At 66.4% G+C, this 22,594-nt stretch carries 21 protein-coding genes; 16 read left to right on the plus strand and 5 right to left on the minus strand.

The window, feature by feature from the left end:
• The first annotated feature begins 112 nt into the window (after positions 1-112).
• Positions 113-2,239, plus strand: coding sequence for a hypothetical protein (locus FVF75_RS10965; RefSeq protein ID WP_148378026.1), 2,127 nt, complete (start codon positions 113-115; stop codon positions 2,237-2,239).
• 80 nt (positions 2,240-2,319) lie between these two features.
• Here FVF75_RS10965 and FVF75_RS10970 read toward each other — a convergent pair whose 3' ends face one another.
• Positions 2,320-2,547 (minus strand): DUF2842 domain-containing protein, encoded by a 228-nt coding sequence (locus tag FVF75_RS10970; protein ID WP_148378027.1) that lies wholly within the window; start codon positions 2,545-2,547, stop codon positions 2,320-2,322.
• Positions 2,548-2,557: 10 nt separating this feature from the next.
• Positions 2,558-3,850: an adenylosuccinate synthase gene (locus tag FVF75_RS10975; RefSeq protein WP_148378028.1), complete on the minus strand. Its 1,293-nt coding sequence runs from the start codon at positions 3,848-3,850 to the stop codon at positions 2,558-2,560.
• Positions 3,851-4,172: 322 nt separating this feature from the next.
• Here FVF75_RS10975 and FVF75_RS10980 point away from each other — a divergent pair, with 322 nt between their 5' ends.
• The 13 genes from FVF75_RS10980 (at position 4,173) to FVF75_RS11040 (ending at position 15,131) form a co-directional block, all read left to right on the plus strand.
• Positions 4,173-4,571: a DUF6524 family protein gene (locus FVF75_RS10980; protein WP_148378029.1), complete on the plus strand. Its 399-nt coding sequence runs from the start codon at positions 4,173-4,175 to the stop codon at positions 4,569-4,571.
• 100 nt (positions 4,572-4,671) lie between these two features.
• Positions 4,672-5,046: a preprotein translocase subunit SecG gene (gene secG, locus FVF75_RS10985; RefSeq protein ID WP_148378030.1), complete on the plus strand. Its 375-nt coding sequence runs from the start codon at positions 4,672-4,674 to the stop codon at positions 5,044-5,046.
• A 214-nt stretch (positions 5,047-5,260) separates the two neighbouring features.
• Positions 5,261-6,907, plus strand: coding sequence for a CTP synthase (locus FVF75_RS10990; protein WP_148378031.1), 1,647 nt, complete (start codon positions 5,261-5,263; stop codon positions 6,905-6,907).
• Between the two features lie 89 nt (positions 6,908-6,996).
• Entirely contained in the window at positions 6,997-7,434 is a 438-nt protein-coding gene (locus FVF75_RS10995; protein WP_148378032.1) for a tellurite resistance TerB family protein, read from the plus strand.
• Positions 7,435-7,444: 10 nt separating this feature from the next.
• A complete protein-coding gene (locus tag FVF75_RS11000) occupies positions 7,445-7,753 on the plus strand; it encodes a DUF1330 domain-containing protein (RefSeq protein WP_148378033.1) in 309 nt (102 codons plus the stop codon).
• A gap of 46 nt (positions 7,754-7,799) precedes the next feature.
• Positions 7,800-8,237, plus strand: a complete 438-nt coding sequence (locus FVF75_RS11005; protein WP_148378034.1) for a tellurite resistance TerB family protein — start codon at positions 7,800-7,802, stop codon at positions 8,235-8,237.
• Between the two features lie 87 nt (positions 8,238-8,324).
• The gene (locus FVF75_RS11010) at positions 8,325-9,104 is read left to right on the plus strand and encodes an ABC transporter ATP-binding protein (protein WP_166130958.1); all 780 of its coding nucleotides are present in this window, start codon (positions 8,325-8,327) and stop codon (positions 9,102-9,104) included.
• A 25-nt stretch (positions 9,105-9,129) separates the two neighbouring features.
• The gene (locus FVF75_RS11015; protein ID WP_148378035.1) at positions 9,130-9,855 is read left to right on the plus strand and encodes a transporter substrate-binding domain-containing protein; all 726 of its coding nucleotides are present in this window, start codon (positions 9,130-9,132) and stop codon (positions 9,853-9,855) included.
• 52 nt (positions 9,856-9,907) lie between these two features.
• The gene (locus FVF75_RS11020; RefSeq protein ID WP_148378036.1) at positions 9,908-10,792 is read left to right on the plus strand and encodes an ABC transporter permease; all 885 of its coding nucleotides are present in this window, start codon (positions 9,908-9,910) and stop codon (positions 10,790-10,792) included.
• Positions 10,789-11,598, plus strand: coding sequence for an ABC transporter permease (locus tag FVF75_RS11025; RefSeq protein ID WP_148378037.1), 810 nt, complete (start codon positions 10,789-10,791; stop codon positions 11,596-11,598). The genes FVF75_RS11020 and FVF75_RS11025 overlap by 4 nt, the downstream gene beginning before the upstream one ends.
• 192 nt (positions 11,599-11,790) lie before the next feature.
• Positions 11,791-12,468 carry a type 1 glutamine amidotransferase gene (locus tag FVF75_RS11030; RefSeq protein ID WP_148378038.1) on the plus strand — a complete coding sequence of 226 codons (678 nt, stop codon included), beginning with the start codon at positions 11,791-11,793 and terminating at the stop codon, positions 12,466-12,468.
• Positions 12,468-13,832, plus strand: coding sequence for a glutamine synthetase family protein (locus tag FVF75_RS11035; RefSeq protein WP_148378039.1), 1,365 nt, complete (start codon positions 12,468-12,470; stop codon positions 13,830-13,832). Before FVF75_RS11030 ends, FVF75_RS11035 begins: the two co-directional genes overlap by 1 nt.
• Positions 13,833-13,910: 78 nt before the next feature.
• On the plus strand, positions 13,911-15,131 hold the full coding sequence (locus FVF75_RS11040; RefSeq protein ID WP_148378040.1) for a DegT/DnrJ/EryC1/StrS family aminotransferase: 1,221 nt from the start codon (positions 13,911-13,913) through the stop codon (positions 15,129-15,131).
• 7 nt (positions 15,132-15,138) lie between these two features.
• On the opposite strand, the gene FVF75_RS11045 is transcribed toward FVF75_RS11040, so the two are convergent.
• Positions 15,139-15,330 (minus strand): hypothetical protein, encoded by a 192-nt coding sequence (locus FVF75_RS11045; RefSeq protein ID WP_148378041.1) that lies wholly within the window; start codon positions 15,328-15,330, stop codon positions 15,139-15,141.
• A gap of 106 nt (positions 15,331-15,436) precedes the next feature.
• Here FVF75_RS11045 and pepN point away from each other — a divergent pair, with 106 nt between their 5' ends.
• Entirely contained in the window at positions 15,437-17,995 is a 2,559-nt protein-coding gene (gene pepN / locus FVF75_RS11050) for an aminopeptidase N (RefSeq protein ID WP_148378042.1), read from the plus strand.
• A gap of 338 nt (positions 17,996-18,333) precedes the next feature.
• Here the strand turns inward: pepN and FVF75_RS11055 are convergent, their stop codons facing one another.
• Positions 18,334-18,552 carry a DUF1127 domain-containing protein gene (locus tag FVF75_RS11055; RefSeq protein ID WP_148378043.1) on the minus strand — a complete coding sequence of 73 codons (219 nt, stop codon included), beginning with the start codon at positions 18,550-18,552 and terminating at the stop codon, positions 18,334-18,336.
• Positions 18,553-18,847: 295 nt separating this feature from the next.
• Here FVF75_RS11055 and FVF75_RS11060 point away from each other — a divergent pair, with 295 nt between their 5' ends.
• Complete coding sequence (locus FVF75_RS11060) at positions 18,848-19,945, plus strand: Mrp/NBP35 family ATP-binding protein (protein ID WP_148378044.1); 1,098 nt, start codon at positions 18,848-18,850, stop codon at positions 19,943-19,945.
• A 28-nt stretch (positions 19,946-19,973) separates the two neighbouring features.
• Here the strand turns inward: FVF75_RS11060 and FVF75_RS11065 are convergent, their stop codons facing one another.
• Positions 19,974-22,553: an ATP-dependent helicase gene (locus FVF75_RS11065; protein WP_148378045.1), complete on the minus strand. Its 2,580-nt coding sequence runs from the start codon at positions 22,551-22,553 to the stop codon at positions 19,974-19,976.
• Positions 22,554-22,594 lie beyond the last annotated feature (41 nt).

The following is a 22,594-nucleotide window of genomic DNA, read 5'->3' on the forward strand; positions in this document are numbered from 1 at the left end:
AAAAATACCGCGAAAATCGTGGTTTTGTTCAATTTCGAGAGACCTCGCATGGTAGAACATTTTCTGCAGTGGCTGGGTATGTGAAATTTGGCGGGCGGAAAGTGAGTGGGCCATGGTGAACGCAAACAGGATTCTGACGGTCTCATACGGCACCTTCAGTTGCACGCTGGAGGGCTTTGACGAGCCGTTCTCGACGATGAAATCCATCGCGGAATATTTCCGCGACCTGGCGGCGGACGACCGGTACTTCGGGGCGGAGCCGCCGACCCCGGATGCCGAAATGCTGCACCGCATCGCCGAGCGCGAGATCCAGCGCCGGGTCGAATCGCGCGTGTCGGACACGGGCATCGTGCTGCGCCCGGCAGCCGGAACGCAGGCGCCCGCCGACCCTGCCACGGCCCCTCGCCCCGAGACAGCCCCCGACAGCGCCCGTGCCCCCGCCCCCGAGACACGCACCGAGCCGGCCAGCTTTTCCGACAAGCTCGCACGCATCCGCGCCGTCACGGCCCGGTCGGAGGCGGATTACGCCGAGGACGAACACGCCGAGGCGTTCTTCGTCGACACCCCGATCGAGACCGCCTTCGCGGACATCGACGAGGACGCCGCCGCAGAGGATGCGCCCACGCACATCGAGAACGCCGAAGACGACGCGCCGGTCACCACGGCGGATGCCGAAGACGACGCGGCAGATCACGCCGCCGCGGCAGCCGCCGAGGTCGCAGCCTATGCGCCGGACGACGAGGACACCTTTGCCGGGCCGGCGGTCGCCGCTGCGGCCGAGGACGACAGCGATACCGAAGACGAACCGGCGGATATGCCGGGCCTTGCGGCGGGCGACGACGATGCGGCGATCACCGCCGTGCTCGGCTCGCTCGGCCACCCGCGCGTGATGGAGGAAACCGTTCTTGTCCCCGAAACGATGGACGAGGACGAGGATCAGGCGGACGACGAGGACGACAGCCTGTTCAGTGACCTAGGCGCGGCCATCGCGGACGAGGACCAGGACGAAGAAGAAGACGATATCGCCGCGGCACCGTTCGACGACGAGGACGAGGCCGATGCGGCCGAATTTGACGACGCGGACGAAGACGAGGACGTCGTCGTTGCCGAAACCGAAACAGTGGTTGAAGCCGAGACCGAGGCCGACGCGGTGGCAGAGGCCCCGACCGAGGCCGGGACCGAGACTGCCGCGACCGCGGTGCAGCCGCGCCGCCCGGTCGCGCGGGTCGTCAAGGTGCGCCGCGCCACCGCCGAGGAGGCGAAAAAGCCCATCGAGGTGCCGGGGATCAGCACGCTTTCGGACGAGGACGAGGCCGCACTGGCCGCCGAACTGGCCGAGGTCGAGGCCGATGCGGCGCGCGAGGCGCCGCACACCGGCCCCGCCGATCCGCTTGCGATCGAGGCCGAGGAGGAGCCCGCCGACCGGATCGCCGCGCGCAAGGAACCGGCGCGCACCGCATTCGACGATGTCGACATGTCCGAAACCGAGGTCGCCATCGACCGCATCCTGGAAAAGACCAACACCCAGCTCAAGAGCGGCGAGGCCACCCGGCGGCGTTCGGCGATCCAGCATCTCAAGGCGGCGGTGCAGGCCACCCGCGCCGACCGCGAGGCCGCGGGCGAGACCGGCAGCGACGACGATCCGCGCGACGCCTACCGCGACGACCTGGCCCGCGTGGTGCAGCCGCGCCGCCCCGGTGGCGACGGCACCAGCCGCCGCATGGCGCCGCTGGTCCTGGTATCCGAGCAACGCATCGACGAGAAGGCGGCGGCCGACACCGCGGGGCACGGCGACGGCGCCGGCAAGGGTCAGGGCGAAAACCGCGCCCGGCCCGCCGCTCAGCAGGTGCGCCCGCGCCGCGTGACCAAGGGCAACCTGGCATTGTCGCCGGACCTGTCGGTGGTCGAGGACGCGATCTCCGACCAACCCGACGGCTCGGACGGGCCGGACAAGGCCCCGCTGATCGACGGTTTCCGCCGCTATCTTGCCGACAGCGATGCCGAGGGCGATGTCGAACTGCTCGAGGCCGCGATGGCCTTTGTCACCCAGGAGGTCGGGCGCGCCAATGTCACCCGGCCGCAGTTGATGACGCTGGTGATGAACGCAGACGCCGATCTCAGCCGCGAGGACGCGCTGCGCGCCTTCGGCACGCTGCTGCGCGAGGGCCGGATCGAAAAGGTCAAGCGCGGCCAGTTCGTGCTGGGCGAGGCCAGCCGGTTCCTCGACCCCGACGACTGAGCCGCCACGCAATGCTGCCGGGCCGGTCCGACGCGCTGCGCGGGCCGGCCTTTTTCATGCCGTGACGGCGGTGCGCGGGGTCAGCCCTCGTCGTCGCCCTCCTGCTCGGCACGGGCGACGCCGAGAAACAGCTTGCGCAAGGGCAGCATCCAGAGAAAGCCCAGCACGATGTAGAGGCCGAGTTCGAGCCACATCGGCGGGCGGTCGAACATCGCCACGATCCCCACCGCCAGAATGATGTAAATCGGCAGCCCGACCAGCAGAACGAGGATCGACAGGCGTTTGCGGGCTTTCAGCGACAGGGCCATGCGGACCTCCTCAGTCGGCGAACGGGTCGGTGACGAGGATGGTATCCTCGCGCTCGGGGCTGGTCGAGAGCAGCGCCACCGGGCAGTCGATCAACTCCTCGACCCGGCGCACGTATTTGACCGCCGCCGCCGGCAGGTCGGCCCAACTGCGCGCGCCCTCGGTCGAGCCGCTCCAGCCCTCCAGCGTCTCGTAGACCGGTGTGACGCGGGCCTGCTGGTCGGCGGCGGTGGGCAGGTGGTCGAGGTGCTGGCCGTCCAGCTCGTAGCCGGTGCAGATCTTCAGCTCGTCAAAGCCGTCGAGCACGTCGAGCTTGGTCAGCGCGATGCCGTTGACGCCCGAGGTGGCGCAGGTCTGGCGCACCAGCACCGCGTCGAACCAGCCGCAGCGGCGCTTGCGCCCGGTGACGGTGCCGAATTCATGCCCGCGCTCGCCCAGCCGCTGGCCGTCGTCGTCGTCAAGCTCGGTCGGGAACGGCCCCTCGCCCACCCGGGTGGTGTAGGCCTTGACGATCCCCAGCACGAAGTCGATTGCCCCCGGCCCGACTCCGGTGCCGGTTGCGGCCTGCCCGGCGATCACGTTGGACGAGGTGACATAGGGATAGGTGCCGAAGTCGATGTCGAGAAGCGCCCCCTGCGCACCCTCAAACAGGATGCGCTTGCCGGCCTTGCGCTGCTCGTTGAGCACCTTCCAGACCGGGGCGGCATATTCGAGGATCGCGGGCGCGATGGCGTTGAGGTCGGCGATCAGCGCGTCGCGGTCGATCGCATCCAGCCCGAGCCCTGCGCGCAGCGCGTTGTGATGCACCAGCGCCCGGTCGACCCGAAGCGCCAGCGTCGCCGGATCGGCGAGGTCCGCCACACGGATCACCCGGCGCCCGACCTTGTCCTCGTAGCACGGCCCGATGCCGCGCCCGGTGGTGCCGATCTTGGCAACCGAGGCCTGACCCTCGCGCGCCCGGTCAAGCTCGCCGTGAAACGGCAGGATCAGGGGCGTGTTCTCGGCGATCATCAGGGTTTCGGGGCTGATCTCGACGCCCTGCCCCCGGATCGCCTCGATCTCGCGCACCAGGTGCCAGGGGTCAAGCACCACGCCGTTGCCGATCACCGACAATTTTCCGCCGCGCACCACGCCCGAGGGCAGCGCATTGAGCTTGAACACCTCGCCGTCGATCACCAACGTATGGCCGGCGTTGTGGCCACCCTGAAAGCGGCAGATCACATCGGCCCGCTCGCTGAGCCAATCCACGATCTTGCCCTTGCCCTCGTCGCCCCACTGGGCGCCCACGACAACCACGTTGGCCATGCCATCCTCCGGTTGGAAAAACGCCCGCTCTATACACGCGGGGGGCAGCGGGTGAAACCGCAAACTTGCGCGGCGCGTTCCCCGGGCGCGCGGACATGCCGCCATTCGAGGCGAATCGCGCGACGGGCCGGGGCGGGCGGAGTTGGCGTTGTGCGGCGCGGCCTTGGTAGCCACGTGTCCGCGCGGCGCGGGGCAGAGCGGCGGGACCGGGACAACTGGCCGGGAACAGACGCAAAAACCGCCCCCCGGCACTGGACATGCCCCGATCCGACAGGTCATTCTGGCGCCAAGGTCATTTGGACGAATTCATTGGGCGGGGCACATGGGCACTTTCACGATACGCTGGCTTTTCGCCTTCCTTCTGCTGGCGGCAACCTACAACCCGACGCAAGTGAATTTCCTGCGCTGGCTGACCGCTGACAACGGCCCGTCCACCTCGGTGCTGGTGCTGACCGGGCTGGTGCTGCTGGTCGGCTACATCATCTACCTGCGCGCCACCCTGCGCTCGATCGGGCCGTTCGGAATGGTGCTGGTGCTGGCGCTGGTGGGGGCGCTGCTTTGGGTGGCCTATGACCTGGGATGGCTGGATTTCCGCAACCCGACCTGGAACACCTGGATCGGGCTGGTCGCACTCAGCCTCGTGCTGGGAATCGGGCTGAGCTGGAGCCATGTGCGCCGCCGGCTGTCGGGCCAGTCCGACATGGACGATGTCGACGAATAGTCCGGGCGCGCGCATATTCCGGCCCCGGCGCCACAGAGGGGTTGCAGTGCGCGGCCAAGGCTTCTAGATACGCCCCGTCGCGCAAGCCGAAGGTCGCCTCATGGAAAACGTCATCCTCGTCATCCACCTGCTGCTCGCGCTGTCCCTGATCGGCGTCGTGCTCTTGCAACGCTCGGAGGGCGGCGGGCTTGGCATCGGCGGTGGCGGCGGCGGTGCCATGTCGGCGCGCGGTGCCGCGACGGCGCTGGGCAAGGTGACATGGCTGCTGGCGATCGCGTTCCTGACCACCTCGATCACGCTGACCATCGTGTCGGCCCGCAACGCGGCCTCGGATTCGGTGGTCGACCGGGTGATCGAGACGCCCGCGGCCCCGGACAGCACAACCCCCGAGGCACCGGCCACGCCCGATGTCGGCGACCTGATGCCGCCGGTGGTGCCGGGCGACGCGCCGCTGGCGCCGCCGCGCGCCGACTAGAGCGCCACGCAACCCGACCCATCGGACGGGCCAGCCCCGGCCACGAACCACAACACTTTGACGCGCCGGGAAAAGCGGCCTCATCATCTTGCGGTCCGGTTGCGCGGGGTCCGGGTATCGTGTTAACTTGAACTCCCGTGATGATGTGGATTCGCGCCGATTCTTTTCGGGCGGTCCGGCATCGTAGAACAAAAGTCACGGGGGCAGCCTGAACATGGCAAGATACGTTTTCATCACCGGCGGAGTCGTGTCCTCGCTGGGCAAGGGGCTGACCTCGGCGGCGCTGGGCGCGTTGTTGCAGGCGCGCGGTTTCTCGGTGCGGCTGCGCAAGCTCGACCCCTACCTGAACGTCGATCCCGGCACGATGAGCCCGTTCGAGCATGGCGAGGTCTTCGTCACCGACGATGGCGCGGAAACCGACCTTGACCTGGGCCACTACGAACGCTTCACCGGGGTGGCGGCGCGGGCCACCGACTCGGTCAGTTCCGGGCGCATCTATTCCAACGTGCTGGAGAAGGAGCGCCGTGGCGATTACCTCGGCAAGACCATCCAGGTCATTCCCCACGTCACCAACGAGATCAAGGATTTCATCGCCATAGGCGACGACGAGGTCGATTTCATGCTGTGCGAGATCGGCGGCACGGTCGGCGATATCGAGGCGCTGCCGTTCTTCGAGGCGATCCGCCAGTTCTCGCAGGAACGCCCGCGCGGCGAGTGCATCTTCATGCACCTCACGCTCTTGCCCTACCTGGCCGCCTCGGGCGAGCTCAAGACAAAGCCGACCCAGCACTCGGTCAAGGAACTGCGCTCGATCGGCATCGCGCCGGATGTGCTGGTGTGCCGGTCCGAGCATCCCATCCCCGAGAAGGAGCGCGAGAAGATCGCGCTGTTCTGCAACGTGCGGCTGGACGCGGTGATCCCGGCCTATGACCTCAAGTCGATTTACGAAGCGCCGATGGCCTATCACAACGTGGGGCTGGACCAGGCGGTGCTGGATGCCTTCCAGATCAGCCCGGCGCCGAAACCCGACCTCAGCCGCTGGGTCGACGTGCAGGACCGCATCCACAACGCCGAGGGCGAGGTGAAGGTCGCCATCGTCGGCAAATACGTGCAGCTCGAGGACGCCTACAAGTCGATCCGCGAGGCGCTGACCCACGGCGGCATGGCCAACCGGGTCAAGGTCTCGGTGGAGTGGGTGGACGCCGAGATTTTCGAGCGTGAAGACCCCGCGCCCTGGCTTGAGGGCTTCCACGCCATCCTGGTGCCCGGCGGCTTTGGCGAACGCGGCACCGAGGGCAAGATCCGCGCCGCGCAGTTCGCCCGCGAACGCAAGATCCCCTATCTCGGCATTTGCCTCGGGATGCAGCTTGCGGTGATCGAGGCGGCCCGCAACATGATCGGGATCGACGATGCCGGGTCCGAGGAATTCGACCACGACACCGGCAAAAAGCGTTTCACGCCCGTGGTTTACCACCTCAAGGAATGGGTGCGCGGCAATTACACCGAGAAACGGTCGGCGAGCGACGACAAGGGCGGCACGATGCGGCTGGGGGCCTATACGGCGGTGCTGGCCGAAGGCTCGAAGGTGTCGCAGATCTATGGCGGCGCGACCGAGATCGAGGAACGCCACCGCCACCGCTACGAGGTCGACATCCGCTACCGCGAGGCGCTTGAGGCCAAGGGGCTGAAGTTCTCGGGCATGTCGCCGGACGGGCGCCTGCCCGAGATCGTCGAGTGGGAGGATCACCCGTGGTTCATCGGCGTGCAGTTCCACCCCGAGCTGAAATCCAAGCCCTTCGCCCCTGCCCCGCTGTTCGCCGATTTCGTGCGCGCTGCCAAGGACATCGAACGGCTGGTCTGATCCGCGCCGCCCGCGCGCGCGAAATCAACGCGCTTGCCCGGTGGCCCCGCCGCCATTAGGGTTTTTCCGCTCATGGGGGAGACAACGGGATGTTCACCGAATTTCTGCAACGCCTGACAGGTCATGCGCCGGACAAGCCGCTGCCGGAACTGGACGCGCGGCTTGCGGTCGGGGCGCTTCTGGTCCGGGTGGCCAAGACCGATCAGCACTACGCGTTCGAGGAGATCGTCAAGATCGACAACATCCTGGCCAGCCGTTTCGACCTCAACCCGGTCGAAGCCGCAAAGATGCGCGCCGACTGCGAACGCCTGGCCGCCGATGCGCCCGACAGCAGCGAATTCACCGCGCTGGTGCACAAGGCCGTGCCCTATTCCGAGCGCGCCGCGCTTCTGGACGCGCTGTGGCAGGTCTCATTGGCCGACCGGGCGCTGAAACCCGAGGAAGAGGGATTCCTGGGCCGGATCGCCACCGCTCTGGGCATCGCCGAAGGCGACGCCAATGGCATCGCCAACCGCCACCGCAGCTAGGGGGGACAGAATGGCAAAGGGGTACTGGATCGGCCGGGTCGATGTGGCCGACGCCGATCAATACCGCAGATACGTCGAGGCCAACGCCGGGCCGTTTGCCGAATATGGCGCGCGATTCCTGGTCCGGGGCGGGGATTTCGAAACCCCCGAGGGCACATCGCGGGCGCGCAACGTGGTGATCGAGTTCCCGTCCTACGAGGCGGCGCTGGAGTGCTATCACTCAACCGGCTACCAGGCGGCCAAGGCGCTGCGCGACCCGGTCTCGACGGCCGATATCGTGATCGTCGAGGGCTATGACGGGCCGCAGCCGGGCGGGTGACACGGAAGTGATTGGCAGCGGACGCGAATGGTCCTATATCCACCGCATGTTCGAGAGCCTTTTCAGCACCCTTTTCGCCACCGACCCGGAACCGCTGGACGACGGCGACGCGCGCCTGGCGCTGACCGCGCTGCTGGTGCGCATCGCGCGGTCGGACCACGACTATGCCTCGGTCGAGATCAACGAGATCGAGCAGATCGTGGCGGCGCGCTATCACCTGTCGCAGGCCGAGGCGACCGAGTTGCGCCATGCCGCGGAAGCCTTCGAGGCCGAGGCGCCCGATACCGTGCGCTTCACCCGCGCGATCAAGGACGCGGTGCCCTATGACCAGCGTTTGCGGGTGGTCGAGAGCGCCTGGAGCGTGGTGCTGGCCGACGGCGCGCGCGCCGACGAGGAAAACGCGCTGATGCGCCTGGTGGCGAACCTTCTGGGAATCGAGGATCGCGATTCGAACATCGCGCGCCAGAAGGCCGCGCGAAGCTGAGAACTGCCGCCGGGTCAACGATTTGCCCGTTGCAATGTGGCGCGATTTGCGCCCTACTCCGAACCCGGAGCAATCAGCCAGGCAGACGTGACCGACACCGATCCACCCGTCATAGAGATCCGCGATCTCCACAAGTCCTTCGGCAATCTGGAGGTTCTCAAGGGAGTCGACATGACCGCGCCGCGCGGCCACGTGATCGCGTTGATCGGTTCATCCGGGTCGGGCAAGTCGACGTTGTTGCGCTGTGCAAACCTGCTCGAGGACAGCCAGCAGGGCGAAATTCTGTTCGAGGGCGAACCGATCCGCTGGCGCGGCGAAGGGGCCGGACGCCACCCCGCCGACCGCGCCCAGGTCACCCGCATCCGAACAAACCTGTCGATGGTGTTCCAGCAGTTCAACCTGTGGTCGCACATGTCGATCCTGCAAAACGTGATGGAAGCGCCGGTGACGGTGCTGGGCCGCGACAAGGCCGAGGTCGAGGCGGCGGCGCGCGGCTATCTCGACAAGGTCGGCATCGGCGACAAGTGCGAGGCCTGGCCGGCGCAATTGTCCGGCGGCCAGCAGCAGCGCGCCGCGATCGCGCGCGCGCTGTGCATGGAGCCGCGCGCGCTGTTGTTCGACGAGCCGACATCGGCGCTCGACCCCGAGCTTGAGCAAGAGGTGATCAAGGTCATCAAGGATCTCGCCACCGAGGGGCGGACCATGATAATCGTCACCCATGACATGCGACTTGCCGCCGATGTCGCCGACCACGTGGTGTTCCTGCATCTCGGCAAGATCGAGGAAGAGGGCCCGCCAGAGGCGGTGTTCGGCAATCCGCAAACCGAGCGGCTGCAACAGTTCCTGTCGCACGGCGCTCAATACTGAAAAACTGACCAAGGGAGTGAAACCAATGAGAAAACTTATCCTGACCACTGCCGCACTGGCGCTGACGGCGGGGCTTGCCCATGCCGAGAGCCATGGCATGACCGTGCGCATGGGCACCGAGGGTGCCTATGAGCCGTGGAACTACATCAACGACAAGGGCGAAGTGGACGGGTTCGAGCGCGAGCTGGGCGACGAGCTGTGCAAGCGCGCCGAACTGACCTGCGAATGGGTCACCAACGACTGGGATTCGATCATCCCCAACCTCGTGTCGGGCAACTACGACACCATCATCGCCGGCATGTCGATCACGCCCGAGCGCGACGAGGTGATCGACTTCACCCAGCCCTACACGCCGCCCGATCCGTCCGCTTACCTGGCGATGTCGGATGATGTCGACGTGGCCGGCGCGGTGATCGCGGCCCAGACCGGCACCATCCAGGCCGCCTTCGTGGCCGAACAGGGCTGGACCGTGGTCGAGTTCCCGACGCCCGAGGACACCGTGGCCGCCGTGCGTTCGGGCGAAGCCGACGCGGTGCTGGCCGACAAGTCCTATCTTGCCCCGATCGCCGAGGAAGACCCCGACCTCGTGCTGCTCGAGCGCGAGGAGATGATCGGCGGCGGCGTCGGCATGGGCCTGCGCGAGAGCGACGGCGAACTGCGCGCCAAGTTCGACGCGGCGATCCAGTCGATGAAGGATGACGGCTCGCTCAATGCGCTGATCGAAAAGTGGGAAGTGGCCTCGACGTTCTGAGCCACGCCCGGCCCCTCGCGCCCGGCGCGGGGGGCCGACACTGGCCTGCACGATGTTCGGCTTCTGCTCCGATCCCTCCCAGATTGACGGCCTGACCTGGCTGGCGTGCTACCTGACCACGGGCAAGCACATGGCCTTCTATGGCTCGTTCGGGACGGTGCTGATCCTGCTGGCGGTCACCGCGCCGGTGGCGATGTTGTTCGGTTTCGGCGGCGCGGCGGCGGCCCGTTCGCGGTTCCTGCCGCTCAGCCTGTTCGGCAAGGGCTATACCGCGATCGTGCGCGGCGTGCCCGACATCGCGTTTTTCCTGTTCTTCGTGATCGCACTGGATCAGGGCTTCGAATACCTGCGCCACAAGGTGAAATGCCCCGACTGGGACGCGCCGATCCGGCAGGGCAACGATTTCGTGGTCTGCGCCGAGGCCAAGTTGCCGCTGTCGACCAGCCCGCAATGGATGCACGAGACCTACGGCTTTTTCCTTGCCGTCCTGACCTTCGCCATCGTGTTCGGCGCCTTTGCCGCCAACGTGTTGTATGGTGCCATGCGCGCCGTGCCGCGCGGCCAGATCGAGACCGCCGAGGCCTATGGCATGACCCAGCGCCAGGCGTTCTGGCGCATCCTGGTGCCACAGATGTGGATCTTCGCCCTGCCTGGCCTCGGCAACCTTTGGATGATCCTGGTCAAGGCGACGCCGCTCTTGTTCCTGCTGGGCGTCGAGGACATCGTCTACTGGGCGCGCGATCTTGGTGGCACCAAGCTGGCGCGGTTCTCGGACTACCCGCATGGCGACTGGCGGATCTGGTATTTCCTGGCGCTTTTGGTGTTCTACCTGCTGCTCACCTGGGTCAGTGAAAAGGCGCTGGCCCGGTTGACCCGGCGGCTGAGCCACGGGCAGGCCACCGCTGCCGGCGAAGCGCTGCGAAAGGCCGGGGCATGAACGCCTGTCTGCAAACCATCGCCGACTACGGGCTGCGCTCGATCGGGATCGGCGAGCGGCTGTTGCCGCGCACCGATTTCACCCTGTGCCAGCAATTCACGCTGATCGGCTCGGGCATGATCTGGAACATCTATTTCGGGGTTCTGGCGCTGATGGCGGGGTTCTTCCTGGCCACGCTGGTGGCGGTCGGCAAATCCTCGCGCAGCCGGCTGACGCGCAAACCCGCGGAATGGTTCGTCTTCGTGTTCCGCGGCTCGCCCCTCTTCATCCAGTTCTTTTTCGCCTATGCGGTGTTTTTGGCGATGAAGGGCAGCCACCCGGCGCTGGACGTGCTGACCTCGGCCTGGCTGGGGGCGCTGATCGTGCTGTTTCTCAACACCTCGGCCTATGCCGCCGAGATCTTTCACGGCGCGCTCAAGTCGATCCCCAAGGGCGATCTGGAGGCCGCCGACGCCTATGGCATCTCGGGCTGGCACAGGTTCCGGCGGATCACCTTTCCGACCATGCTGCGGCTGGCCTGGCCCGCCTATACCAACGAGGCGATCTTTCTGTTTCACGCCACCACGCTGGTGTTCTTCTCGGGCTTTCCGGCCTGGCAGCAACGCGGCGACGCGCTGTATTATGCCAGCTATTTCGCCGACAAGACCTTCAACCCCTTCGTGCCCTACCCGATCCTCGCGGGCTATTTCATCCTGCTGACGCTGGGCGTGATCGGGCTGTATGGTCTGATCAACCGCCGCCTCAACCGTCATCTGCCGCAGGAGGCGCGGCGGCGGTTGCGGATTCGGCCCAACCTGATCCGGTAGCGCGCCGTTCCGCCCTCGCCTGCGGTTGCAGACGACGACGGCGAGGGGGCGTTGCCCGATGACCCTCGCGCACCTCCGGTGCGACGCGCTCCCCCAGAGTATTTCACCCAGGATGAAGGGGATACGCTTCCTCTTGCCGCTTGTCGGGGCCTCGGATAGGCTCGCCGGGAAATTTGATCAAATTGGTGAACCATGCGGATCGGCATCCTTCAAACCGGCCACGCGCCTGACGAGGTCAGGGGCACACTTGGCGACTATGCGGACATGTTTAAGCGCCTCCTTGACGGCCAGGACTTCGAGTTCCAGACCTTCGACGTGGTCGACAGCGTGTTTCCCAAGGGTCCGGGCGAGGCCGATGGCTGGCTGATCACCGGCTCGCGCCACGCCGCCTATGAGGATCACGACTGGATCGCGCCGCTCGAGGCGCTGATTCGCGACATCGCGGCCAGCGGCAAGCCGTTGATCGGGGTGTGTTTCGGCCACCAGATCGTTGCCCAGGCGCTGGGCGGGCGGGTTGAAAAGTTTCGCGGCGGCTGGTCGGTGGGGCGCCAGGTCTATGACTTCGGCGACGACGAGCTGGCGCTGAACGCCTGGCATCAGGACCAGGTGGTGGAGCTGCCCGAGGGCGCGCAGGTGATCGCCGAGAGCGATTTCTGCCCATACGCCGCCCTGGTGATCGGCGACAACATCCTGACGGTGCAGCCGCATCCAGAGTTCGACGCGAAGATGGTGGCGGCCCTGATCGACCACCGGGGCGAGGCGGTGCCCGACGAGTTGCTGGAGGCCGCTAAGGCCGGATTGACCAAGACCACCGCCAACGACCAGATGGCCGAACGCATGGCCGCGTTCTTTCGCAAGGGGGCCAAGTGATGGCGGCGAAAAACTGGATCGAGACCCTGCCCGAGGCGGCACGCGCCTATCTCGAGGGGCGGCGGCTGGACGAGGTCGAGTGCATCATCTCGGACCTGCCCGGCATCGCGCGCGGAAAAGCGGTGCCGGCGGCCAAGTTCGCCCGGCAGGATTATTTTCACCTGCCCGATTCGATCTTCTACCAGACCATCACCGGCGACTGGAGCGAGGCCGCCGGCGACGAGGGCTTCATCGAGCGCGACATGGTTCTGAAGCCCGACATGTCCACCGCCACCGCGGCGCCCTGGACCGGCGACTGGACGCTTCAGGTGATCCACGACGCCTATGACCGGACCGGGCATCCGATCCCCTACAGCCCGCGCAACGTGCTCCGGCGGGTGGTCGATCTGTATCGCAAGCAGGGCTGGACGCCGGTGGTGGCGCCGGAGATGGAATTCTATCTGGTGGCGCGCAACCTCGACCCGGCCAAGAAGATCGAGCCGATGATGGGCCGCTCTGGCCGCCCGGCGGCGGCGCGCCAGGCCTATTCGATGACGGCGGTGGACGAGTTCGGGCCGGTGATCGACGACATCTACGATTTCGCCGAAGCCCAGGGCTTCGAGATCGACGGCATCACTCAGGAGGGCGGCGCAGGCCAGCTCGAGATCAACCTGCGCCACGGCGATCCGATCCGGCTGGCCGACGAGGTGTTCTATTTCAAGCGCCTGATCCGCGAGGCGGCGCTGCGCCACGACTGCTTTGCCACCTTCATGGCCAAGCCGATCGCGGACGAGCCGGGCTCGGCCATGCATATCCATCATTCGCTGGTCGACAGCACGACCGGCAAGAACCTGTTTTCCGGGCCGCAAGGCGGCGATACCGACGCCTTCTTCCACTTCATCGGCGGCTTGCAGACGCACCTGCCCTCGGTGATCGCGATGCTGGCGCCCTATGTGAATTCCTATCGCCGCTACGTGCGCGACTCGGCCGCACCGATCAACTTGGAATGGGCGCGCGACAACCGCACCACCGGCATCCGCATTCCGCTGTCCGGCCCCGACAGCCGGCGGGTCGAGAACCGGCTGGCGGGCATGGACGCCAACCCCTACCTCGCCTTCGCGGCGAGCCTGGCGGCGGGATACCTTGGGGTGATCGACGAGATCCGGCCCTCGGCGCAGTTTCGCGGCGACGCCTATGACAGCGAAGAGGCGATCCCGCGCGATCTGGGCGCGGCACTTGATCTGTTCGAGGACGCCAAGCAGATGCACGAGATCCTCGGCCCCGAATTCGCCCGCGTCTATTCCATCGTCAAACGCACCGAACATAACGAGTTTCTGCATGTCATCAGCCCGTGGGAACGCGAGCACCTGCTTCTGAACGTCTGAATCCGTTTCACCGCACCGGGGCTGTCTGCTACAGTTTTCCCGAAATGAGGTTTCGGATTTCTTGAAAAGGAGCGCACGATGGCCCCTGCACCGAACGTTCATGACGCCGAGCCCATCCCCGAGGCCGCCCGCGCCGAGATCGACCGGCTGCTGCAATCGGGCGATCTGTTTCGCTATACCGCCCCCGAAGATGCGCCCGTGGCGCTGCTTGAGCGTGAATTCGCCGAGGCGATGGGGGTGAAATACGCGCTTGCGGTGTCGTCCTGTTCGGCGGCGCTGTTCCTGGCGCTGAAGGCGCTGGGGCTGCCTGCGGGCACGCGGGTGCTGCTTCCGGCCTTCACCTTCGCCGCCGTGCCGTCGTCGGTGATCCACGCCGAATGCGTGCCGGTTCTGGTCGAGGTCGGGCGCGATTACCGCCTCGACATGGACGATTTCGCGGCCCGGCTGACGCCCGATATCGGCGCGGTGATCATCAGCCACATGCGCGGCCACACCTCGGACATGGACCGGATCATGGAACTGGCCGAGGCCGCCGGGGTGCCGGTGATCGAGGACGCGGCGCATTCGCTGGGCACGCTGTGGCATGGACAGAAGATCGGGACCATCGGGCGGCTGGGCGCGTTTTCCTTCCAGTCCTACAAGATGCTGAACGCGGGCGAGGGCGGGATGCTGATCGGCGACGATGCCGACACGATGGCGCGCGCGGTGATCATGTCGGGCGCCTATGAGCACAACTGGAAGAAACACCGCGGGCCGCGCGGCCAGAACGACCCCGAGCTGGAAGAGGCGTTCATGCGCTGGCAGAACCGCCTGCCGCTGTTCAACACGCGGCTGTCGAACCTGTCGGCGGCGGTGATCCGCCCACAGGTGCCGCTGCTGGCGGGCCGGGTGCGCGACGGGCTGGCGAACCACGACCATGTGGCGAAACGGCTGAACACGTCGCCCTGGATCGAGGTGCCGGCCCCGCTTGGCCCCGAGACCCGCGCGCCGGATTCGATCCAATTCAACCTGGTCGGGATGAGCGATGACGAGGTGCGCGCCTTTGCCGGTCTGGCGCATGAGCGCGGCGTGGCGGTGCAGGTGTTCGGCCTGTCCGAGGACAACGCCCGCGCCTTCTGGAACTGGGGTTTTCTGCCCGAGGCGCCCGGCCCCCTGCCCCAAACCCGCGCCATGCTGATGCGGGCCTGCGACGTGCGCCTGCCGGTGCGCCTGACGCGGCCCGAGCTTGATTTCATCGCCGATGCGTTGCTCGAAGCCGCCGAGGCGGTCAAGGGCGCGGCGCTGGCCTACGGCACCTGAGACGCGCCTATTGCGTCGCTTCGGGGTCGCTCGGCGCGGTGGTCACGGCGCCCTCGGGCGGGGCGTCGGCATCGTCGATCGCGCTGTAGGCGATGGCCAGGCCGATCGCCACCCCGACTAGAACCGACAAGGCAATCGCCAGCAACGAGGGCAAGTGGTGCCGCCTCTGGCGCTCAACGCTGGTGTCTGGTGCGGACATCTGGAACCTCCTTTCCCGTCCCGACGGGTCGCGGCTTGTGACCCACCGGGCAGGGGAATAACGTCGCGCGCGACACATTGTTCAGATTTTCCCCGAGAGGTTCGCCATGAAAGACGCCAGCCCGCAAACCATCTTTCTCGCCGACTACACCCCGCCGGCCTATCTGGTCGAGGATGTGCACCTGACCTTCCGACTGGCCCCGTCGGCGACGCGGGTGATCTCGCGCATCCGGTTCGTGCCGAATCCCGATGCCAAGTCGCGCGACTTTTTCCTGCATGGGCAAGAGCTTACCCTGATCCGCGCGACGATCGACGGGGCCGAGGTGACGCCCGAGATCACCGAGGCCGGCCTGACCTGCGCGGTGCCCGACGCGCCATTCACCTGGGAGGCGGAGGTCGAGATCGACCCGGCGGGCAACACCGCGCTCGAAGGGCTCTACATGTCGAACGGCATGTATTGCACGCAATGCGAGGCCGAGGGGTTTCGCAAGATCACCTACTACCCCGACCGCCCCGACGTGATGGCGCCCTTCACCGTGCGCATCGAGGGGGACGCGCCGGTGATGCTGTCCAACGGCAACCCCACCGGCGAGGGCCGTGGCTGGGCGGAATGGACCGACCCCTGGCCGAAACCAGCCTATCTGTTCGCGCTGGTCGCGGGCGACCTGGTGGCGCGCGAGGACAGCTTTGTCACCATGTCGGGCAAGGAGGTCGCGCTCAGGCTCTGGACGCGCAGGGGCGACGAGGGCAAGACCGCCTTCGGCATGGAGGCGCTGAAGAAATCCATGCGCTGGGACGAGGAGGTTTACGGGCGCGAATACGACCTCGACATCTTCCAGATCGTCGCCGTCTCGGACTTCAACATGGGGGCGATGGAAAACAAGGGCTTGAACATTTTCAACACGTCCGCGGTTCTGGCCAGCCCCGAGACCTCTACAGATGCAAATTTCGAACGTATCGAGGCGATCATCGCGCATGAGTATTTCCACAACTGGACCGGCAACCGGATCACCTGCCGCGACTGGTTCCAGCTCTCGCTGAAAGAGGGGCTGACGGTGTTTCGCGACCAGCAGTTCACCGCCGACATGCGCTCGGCGGCGGTCAGCCGGATCGAGGACGTGATGGCGCTGCGCGGCCGGCAGTTTCGCGAGGACAACGGCCCGCTGGCGCATCAGGTGCAGCCCGACAGTTTTGTCGAGATCAACAATTTCTACACCGCCACGGTCTATGAAAAGGGTGCCGAGGTGATTCGGATGCTCAAGGCGCTGGTCGGGGACGACGACTGGCGGCGCGCGCTCGACCTCTATTTCGACCGTCACGATGGGCAGGCCTGCACCATCGACGACTGGCTCAAGGTGTTCGAGGACACCACCGGGCGCGACCTGTCGCAGTTCCGGCTGTGGTACAAGCAGGCCGGCACGCCGCGCCTGACCGTCACGGATGATTTCGCGGAGGGCACCTATACCCTGACGATCAAACAGCAAACGCCCGACACGCCGGGCCAGACGGACAAGAAACCGATGCTGATCCCGGTGGCGGTCGGGCTTCTGAACCCCAACGGCGACGAGGTGGTCCCGACGCGGGTGCTGGAAGTGACCGAGGCCGAACAGAGCTTTGCCTTCGAGGGTCTGGCGGCGAAACCGATCCCGTCGCTGTTGCGCGGGTTTTCCGCGCCGGTGATCCTGACCCGCGACACCAGCGCCGAGGAACGCGCCTTTCTGCTGGCCCACGACACCGACCCGTTCAACCGGTGGGAGGCGGGACGCGCGCTGGCCAAGGACGTGCTGACCGCCAAGGTCACCGGGCGCGACGGGCCGGAGCGCCCCTATCTCGACGCGCTGGCCGCCTTATTGCGCGACGAGGGCGCGGACCCGGCGTTCAAGGCGCTCGCGCTGCGCCAGCCCGGCGAGGACGACATCGCCCAGACCCTGTTCGACGCCGGCCACAGCCCGGACCCCGACCGCATCCACGATGCCGCCGAAACCCTGAAACAGCAGGCCGCAGAGCACCTGCAGGACATCATCCCGCGTCTTGCCGCCGAGATGACGATCGATGCGCCCTATGCCCCGGATGCGGAACAATCGGGCAAGCGGGCGCTGCGCCTCGGGCTGCTCGACCTGACCACGCGGCTGGATGGCGGGGCCGAGGCCGAGGCGGTCCATGCGGTTGCCGACAACATGACGCTGTCGCTGGGATCGCTGGGTTGCCTGATCGAGGCCGGACGGGCCGAGGCGGCGCTGGCGGCGTTCCATGCACGTTGGCAGGACGATGCGCTGGTGCTGGACAAGTGGTTCACCACCCAGATCGTGCATGCCGCCCCCGGCGACGCGGTGTCCATCGCCGAGCGGCTGAGCCGGCATCCCGATTTCAACATGAAGAACCCCAACCGGTTCCGGGCCGTGTTCGGGGCGCTGGCGATGAACCCGGCGGGGTTTCATGCGGCGGATGGCTCGGGCTATCGGCTGATGGCGGAGTGGATCGCGCGGCTCGACCCGGTGAATCCGCAGATCGCGGCGCGCATGACCACGGCATTCGAGACCTGGCGGCGCTATGACGGCGACCGCAAGCAGATGATTCGCGGCGCGCTCGAAGGCATCGCACGGACTCCGGGGCTGAGTTCGGACAGTGGCGAGATGGTGGCGCGCATCCTCGGCGCTGCCGACTGATCGGACGGGCACAAAAAAACGGCGTCGCCCGGGAGGAGGTGGGCGACGCCGTTCATCTGCAACTGGCCTTCGGGAGGGAAAGCCCTTTGCGTCCTTGCCGGCCCGGGGAGGAGGAAGGGCCGGGTCGGGTCCGGACGCTGACCCCGGGAGGAGGTAGGGCGCGTCCGATCTCTGACCCTGCCGGCGGCCCCGGGAGGAGGTAGGGCCGCCGGCAGGTCGCGGACACGTCAGGGAGGAGAAGACGTGCCCGGATTTTCGACCCGTCACGGCGCAGGGAGGAGGAAGCGCCGGCCGGGTCTGTGGGCATCCCGGGAGGAGGAGAGGATGCCCGGAAACTCTCAGGCCTTGCCGTAGGCGGCCTCGCGCGCGATGAACGGGATCTCGGAGCGGGCAATGCCCAAGTCGGCGAGGTCACGGCTCGTCAGGTCGCGCAACTCGTTCAGGGTCTGGCGGTAGACCCGGCGCTGGGCGCGGGCCTCGGCAAAAGATTTCACGACGGCGTCAACGCGGCCGAAGAACCCGTGCCGGGCACCCTGGATATGCGATGCGTAAGCCATTTTTTTCTTTTCCTTTTTTTCTCTGCTGCCCCTTCCGCGGGGCGCCTCTGTTAGCGCTGTCGTCGCGCTGTTGAGGGGAAGATGGGGCATATGCTGCACTTGCACAATACCCCGCGCTCACAATGCCGCTATGCAGAATTTGCATACGTGTTGCTGACCTATTTTCGAGCGCTAACAGGAAATCGCCCCGGATCGCCCTGAACAGATGCGTCTGTGCGCATATGACCCTTGCGATCACGACGGAAACGCTCATGTATTGGGGCGGTAAAAAGACCTGACCGGATCGGAGACCTTGATGACCCAGACGCGCGACAACATCCTCTCGGCGCTCGCCACCGTGGCGTTGCCCGACGGGGGCGACCTGGCTTCGCGCGACATGATTCGCGCCCTCACCATCGACGGCGGCAGCATCAGCTTCGTGATCGAGGCCCCCAGCGCCGATCTTGCGGCCCGGATGGAGCCGCAGCGCAAGGCCGCCGAGACGGTGGTGGCGGCGCTGGCGGGGGTCGAGAAGGTCTCGGTGATCCTGACCGCACACAGCGCCGGCGGCGGATCGGGGTCGGCCCGCCCTGCCCCGTCCGGCGAAGCGCCGCAACTGCGCGTCGGCGGCCACCCGACCCCGCAGCAGGGCCCCGAAGCGGTGCCCGGCGTCAAGAAGGTGATCGCCATCGCCTCGGGCAAGGGCGGGGTCGGCAAATCCACCGTGACCTCGAACCTGGCCGTCGCGCTGGCCGCGCAGGGCAAGAAGGTCGGGCTGCTCGATGCCGACGTGCTCGGCCCGTCGCAGCCCCTGATGATGGGCACCAATGACCGGCCGCAAAGCGCCGATGGCAAGGTAATGGAGCCGGTCGAGGCGCATGGCGTCAAGCTGATCTCGATCGGGCTGTTTCTCGACCCCGACCAGGCGGTGGTCTGGCGCGGCCCGATGCTGACCGGCACCTTGCAGCAGTTCCTGTTCAAGGTCACTTGGGGCGAGCTTGACGTGCTGTTGATCGACCTGCCGCCCGGAACCGGCGACGTGCAGTTGACGCTGGCGCAGAAGGTCAAGATGACCGGCGCGCTGGTGGTCTCGACGCCGCAGGACGTGGCGCTGATCGACGCGCACAAGGCGCTCGACATGTTCCAGAAGGTGCATGTGCCGGTGCTCGGGCTGATCGAGAACATGTCCACCTATATCTGCCCGAACTGCGGCCACGAGGACCATATCTTCGGCCAGGGCGGCGTGCGCGCCGAGGCCGAAAAGACCGGACTGCCGTTCATGGGAGAGATCCCGCTGGCGCGCGAAGTGCGCACGGCGGGCGATGCCGGCATTCCGATCGCGCTGGGCGACGGGCCGGTGGCCGAAGCCTACCGGGCGCTGGCGAAATCGCTGATCGACGGCGGGCTCGTCTGACCCCTACTGCGCCTGCGGCGACGGCGTGTCAGAACGGCACGTCGTCGTCGGCGCGGTCGGCGGGCTTGATGAAGCGCGCGACGACCTTTTTCGCGCCCGCCTTGTCGAACTCGATATCAAGCTTGTCGCCCTCGATCCCCATCACCGTGCCGTAGCCGAATTTCTGGTGAAACACCCGGTCGCCCTTGGTGAACGTGGAAATCGCCGTCGCGTCGATCACCAGGTTGCGCGCCTCGCTCGGGCTTTGGGTCTGGCGGGCCGCGCCGTGGGACTGCATCCGCCGCCAGCCCGGCGAATTGTAGGCATCCGCCCGCGCCGCGCGCTCCTCGAGCCGCGATGACATGCCCCCCGCCGCGCCGTAGCCACCGCCGTAAAGGCCGGGGGGTGTGAGCACCTCGACATGCTCCTCGGGCAGTTCGTCGATGAAGCGCGAGGGCAACTGGCTTTGCCACTGGCCATAGACGCGGCGGTTGGCGGCAAAGGAGATGGTGCAAAGCTCCTCGGCGCGGGTGATGCCGACATAGGCCAGCCGGCGTTCTTCCTCGAGACCCTTGAGGCCGCTTTCGTCCATCGAGCGTTGCGAGGGAAACAGCCCGTCCTCCCACCCCGGCAGGAACACGGCGGGGTATTCCAGCCCCTTGGCGGCGTGCAGCGTCATGATGGTGACCTTTTCGCCCGCCTCCTCGGTCTGGTTGTCCATGATCAGGCTGACGTGTTCGAGAAAGCCCTGCAGATTCTCGAACTGCTCCAGCGCCTTGACCAGTTCCTTGAGGTTCTCCAGCCGCCCCGGCGCCTCCGGCGTCTTGTCGTTCTGCCAGAACCCGGTGTAGCCGGACTCGTCGAGGATCATCTCGGCCAGAAGAATGTGGTCGCCATTCAGGATCGATACAAATCTTTGAAGCAGCTCTATTCTGGACTGACACTGCTCAATTTGCACTTGGAGTTTCAGAATTTCGGACTCGCGTTCCTTCTCTGTTAGTTCCTCGGCGTAATCAGGCGCAGTGAACAAATCCACCTCGGTCGAAAGCTGTTCGACCTCCGTTTCAAGCTCTAGAATTGCGGCCTGTTGCTTTGAAACTTCGATCTTCTCACCCGCATTTCTCACCAAATAATGCCAAAGGTCGATAGCATTGACGAGCCTCGTCAGCTCCTTGAGCCCTCTGCCGCTGAGGAGCTTTTCTTCACAGCACCGGCGAGCGCGTTCAACCATCGAAACGGCAGATTCGCTATCTTTCTTACGGATTGTCTGCACCGCCTTGTCGCCCAGCCCCCGTCGCGGCGTGTTGACGATACGCTCGAAGGCCAGGTCGTCCTCGGGGCTGACGGCGAGGCGGAAATAGGCCATCGCGTCGCGGATTTCCATGCGTTCATAGAAACGCGGGCCGCCGATCACCCGGTAGGGCAGACCGATGGTCAGGAACCGATCCTCGAAGGCGCGCATCTGGTGGCTGGCGCGCACCAGGATGGCCATTGAATCCAGCCCCATCGGCGCCATGCCGCGCGTACCCTGCGCCATCGCCTCGATCTCGTCACCGACCCAGCGCGCCTCTTCCTCGCCGTCCCAATGGCCGATCAGGCGGACCTTTTCGCCCTCGGTCGCCTCGGTCCACAACTCCTTGCCCAGCCGGTCCTGGTTGCCCCGGATCACGCCGGCGGCGGCGGCAAGGATATGCGGGGTCGAGCGGTAGTTCTGTTCCAGCCGGATCACCTTGGCGCCGGGAAAATCCTTTTCAAACCGCAGGATGTTGCCCACCTCGGCGCCGCGCCAGCCATAGATCGACTGGTCGTCGTCACCGACGCAGCAGATGTTCTTGTGCTTGGCGGCAAGCAGGCGCAGCCAGAGATACTGGGCGACGTTGGTGTCCTGGTATTCGTCGACAAGGATATAGCGAAACCAGTTCTGGTATTGCTCGAGCACGTCCGGGCGGGTCTGGAAGATGTGGACGACGTGCAGGAGCAGGTCGCCGAAATCGACCGCGTTCAACTCGCGCAGGCGGCGCTGGTAGGCCTCGTAAAGCTCGGTGCCACGATTGTTGAAGGCACCCGCCTCGGCGGCGGGCACCTTGTCCGGCGTCCAGGCGCGGTTTTTCCAGTTGTCGATGATCCCGGCCAACATGCGCGCGGGCCAGCGCTTGTCGTCGATGTTCTCGGCAATGATCAGTTGTTTCAACAGCCGGATCTGGTCGTCGGTGTCGAGGATGGTGAAGTTCGACTTCAGCCCGACCAGTTCGGCGTGACGGCGCAGGAGCTTGACGCAGATCGCGTGGAAGGTGCCGAGCCACGGCATCCCCTCGACGCTCTGGCCGAGGTTGCGGGCAACCCGCTCCTTCATCTCGCGCGCGGCCTTGTTGGTAAAGGTGACGGCGAGGATCTCGTTGGTGCGGCAGGTGCCGGTGTGCAGAAGATGCGCGATCCGGGTGGTCAGCGCCTTGGTCTTGCCGGTGCCCGCGCCCGCCAGCATCAGGACCGGGCCATCCAGCGCCTCGACCGCCTCGCGCTGGGCCGGGTTGAGGTCGTCGAGATAGGGCGCGGGACGGGCGGCCATGGCGCGTGCGGAAAGGCTCGGGCCGGAGGGCGCAGGGGCGTTGGGATCGTCGGGCAGGGTCATGGCGGGCAAGATAGCGCCGGTGGCGGGCGAGGGAAAGGTGT

The organism is Maritimibacter fusiformis (genome assembly GCF_008086115.1).
Classification (GTDB): domain Bacteria; phylum Pseudomonadota; class Alphaproteobacteria; order Rhodobacterales; family Rhodobacteraceae; genus Muriiphilus; species Muriiphilus fusiformis.

Excerpts from the sequence above, each read along its gene's own strand:
- FVF75_RS10965 (WP_148378026.1), top strand. The coding sequence starts at position 113 with ATGGTGAACGCAAACAGGATTCTGACGGTCTCATACGGCACCTTCAGT.
- FVF75_RS10970 (WP_148378027.1), bottom strand. The coding sequence starts at position 2,547 with ATGGCCCTGTCGCTGAAAGCCCGCAAACGCCTGTCGATCCTCGTTCTG.
- FVF75_RS10975 (WP_148378028.1), bottom strand. The coding sequence starts at position 3,850 with ATGGCCAACGTGGTTGTCGTGGGCGCCCAGTGGGGCGACGAGGGCAAG.
- FVF75_RS10980 (WP_148378029.1), top strand. The coding sequence starts at position 4,173 with ATGGGCACTTTCACGATACGCTGGCTTTTCGCCTTCCTTCTGCTGGCG.
- secG (WP_148378030.1), top strand. The coding sequence starts at position 4,672 with ATGGAAAACGTCATCCTCGTCATCCACCTGCTGCTCGCGCTGTCCCTG.
- FVF75_RS10990 (WP_148378031.1), top strand. The coding sequence starts at position 5,261 with ATGGCAAGATACGTTTTCATCACCGGCGGAGTCGTGTCCTCGCTGGGC.
- FVF75_RS10995 (WP_148378032.1), top strand. The coding sequence starts at position 6,997 with ATGTTCACCGAATTTCTGCAACGCCTGACAGGTCATGCGCCGGACAAG.
- FVF75_RS11000 (WP_148378033.1), top strand. The coding sequence starts at position 7,445 with ATGGCAAAGGGGTACTGGATCGGCCGGGTCGATGTGGCCGACGCCGAT.
- FVF75_RS11005 (WP_148378034.1), top strand. The coding sequence starts at position 7,800 with ATGTTCGAGAGCCTTTTCAGCACCCTTTTCGCCACCGACCCGGAACCG.
- FVF75_RS11015 (WP_148378035.1), top strand. The coding sequence starts at position 9,130 with ATGAGAAAACTTATCCTGACCACTGCCGCACTGGCGCTGACGGCGGGG.
- FVF75_RS11020 (WP_148378036.1), top strand. The coding sequence starts at position 9,908 with ATGTTCGGCTTCTGCTCCGATCCCTCCCAGATTGACGGCCTGACCTGG.
- FVF75_RS11025 (WP_148378037.1), top strand. The coding sequence starts at position 10,789 with ATGAACGCCTGTCTGCAAACCATCGCCGACTACGGGCTGCGCTCGATC.
- FVF75_RS11030 (WP_148378038.1), top strand. The coding sequence starts at position 11,791 with ATGCGGATCGGCATCCTTCAAACCGGCCACGCGCCTGACGAGGTCAGG.
- FVF75_RS11035 (WP_148378039.1), top strand. The coding sequence starts at position 12,468 with ATGGCGGCGAAAAACTGGATCGAGACCCTGCCCGAGGCGGCACGCGCC.
- FVF75_RS11040 (WP_148378040.1), top strand. The coding sequence starts at position 13,911 with ATGGCCCCTGCACCGAACGTTCATGACGCCGAGCCCATCCCCGAGGCC.
- FVF75_RS11045 (WP_148378041.1), bottom strand. The coding sequence starts at position 15,330 with ATGTCCGCACCAGACACCAGCGTTGAGCGCCAGAGGCGGCACCACTTG.
- pepN (WP_148378042.1), top strand. The coding sequence starts at position 15,437 with ATGAAAGACGCCAGCCCGCAAACCATCTTTCTCGCCGACTACACCCCG.
- FVF75_RS11055 (WP_148378043.1), bottom strand. The coding sequence starts at position 18,552 with ATGGCTTACGCATCGCATATCCAGGGTGCCCGGCACGGGTTCTTCGGC.
- FVF75_RS11060 (WP_148378044.1), top strand. The coding sequence starts at position 18,848 with ATGACCCAGACGCGCGACAACATCCTCTCGGCGCTCGCCACCGTGGCG.
- FVF75_RS11065 (WP_148378045.1), bottom strand. The coding sequence starts at position 22,553 with ATGACCCTGCCCGACGATCCCAACGCCCCTGCGCCCTCCGGCCCGAGC.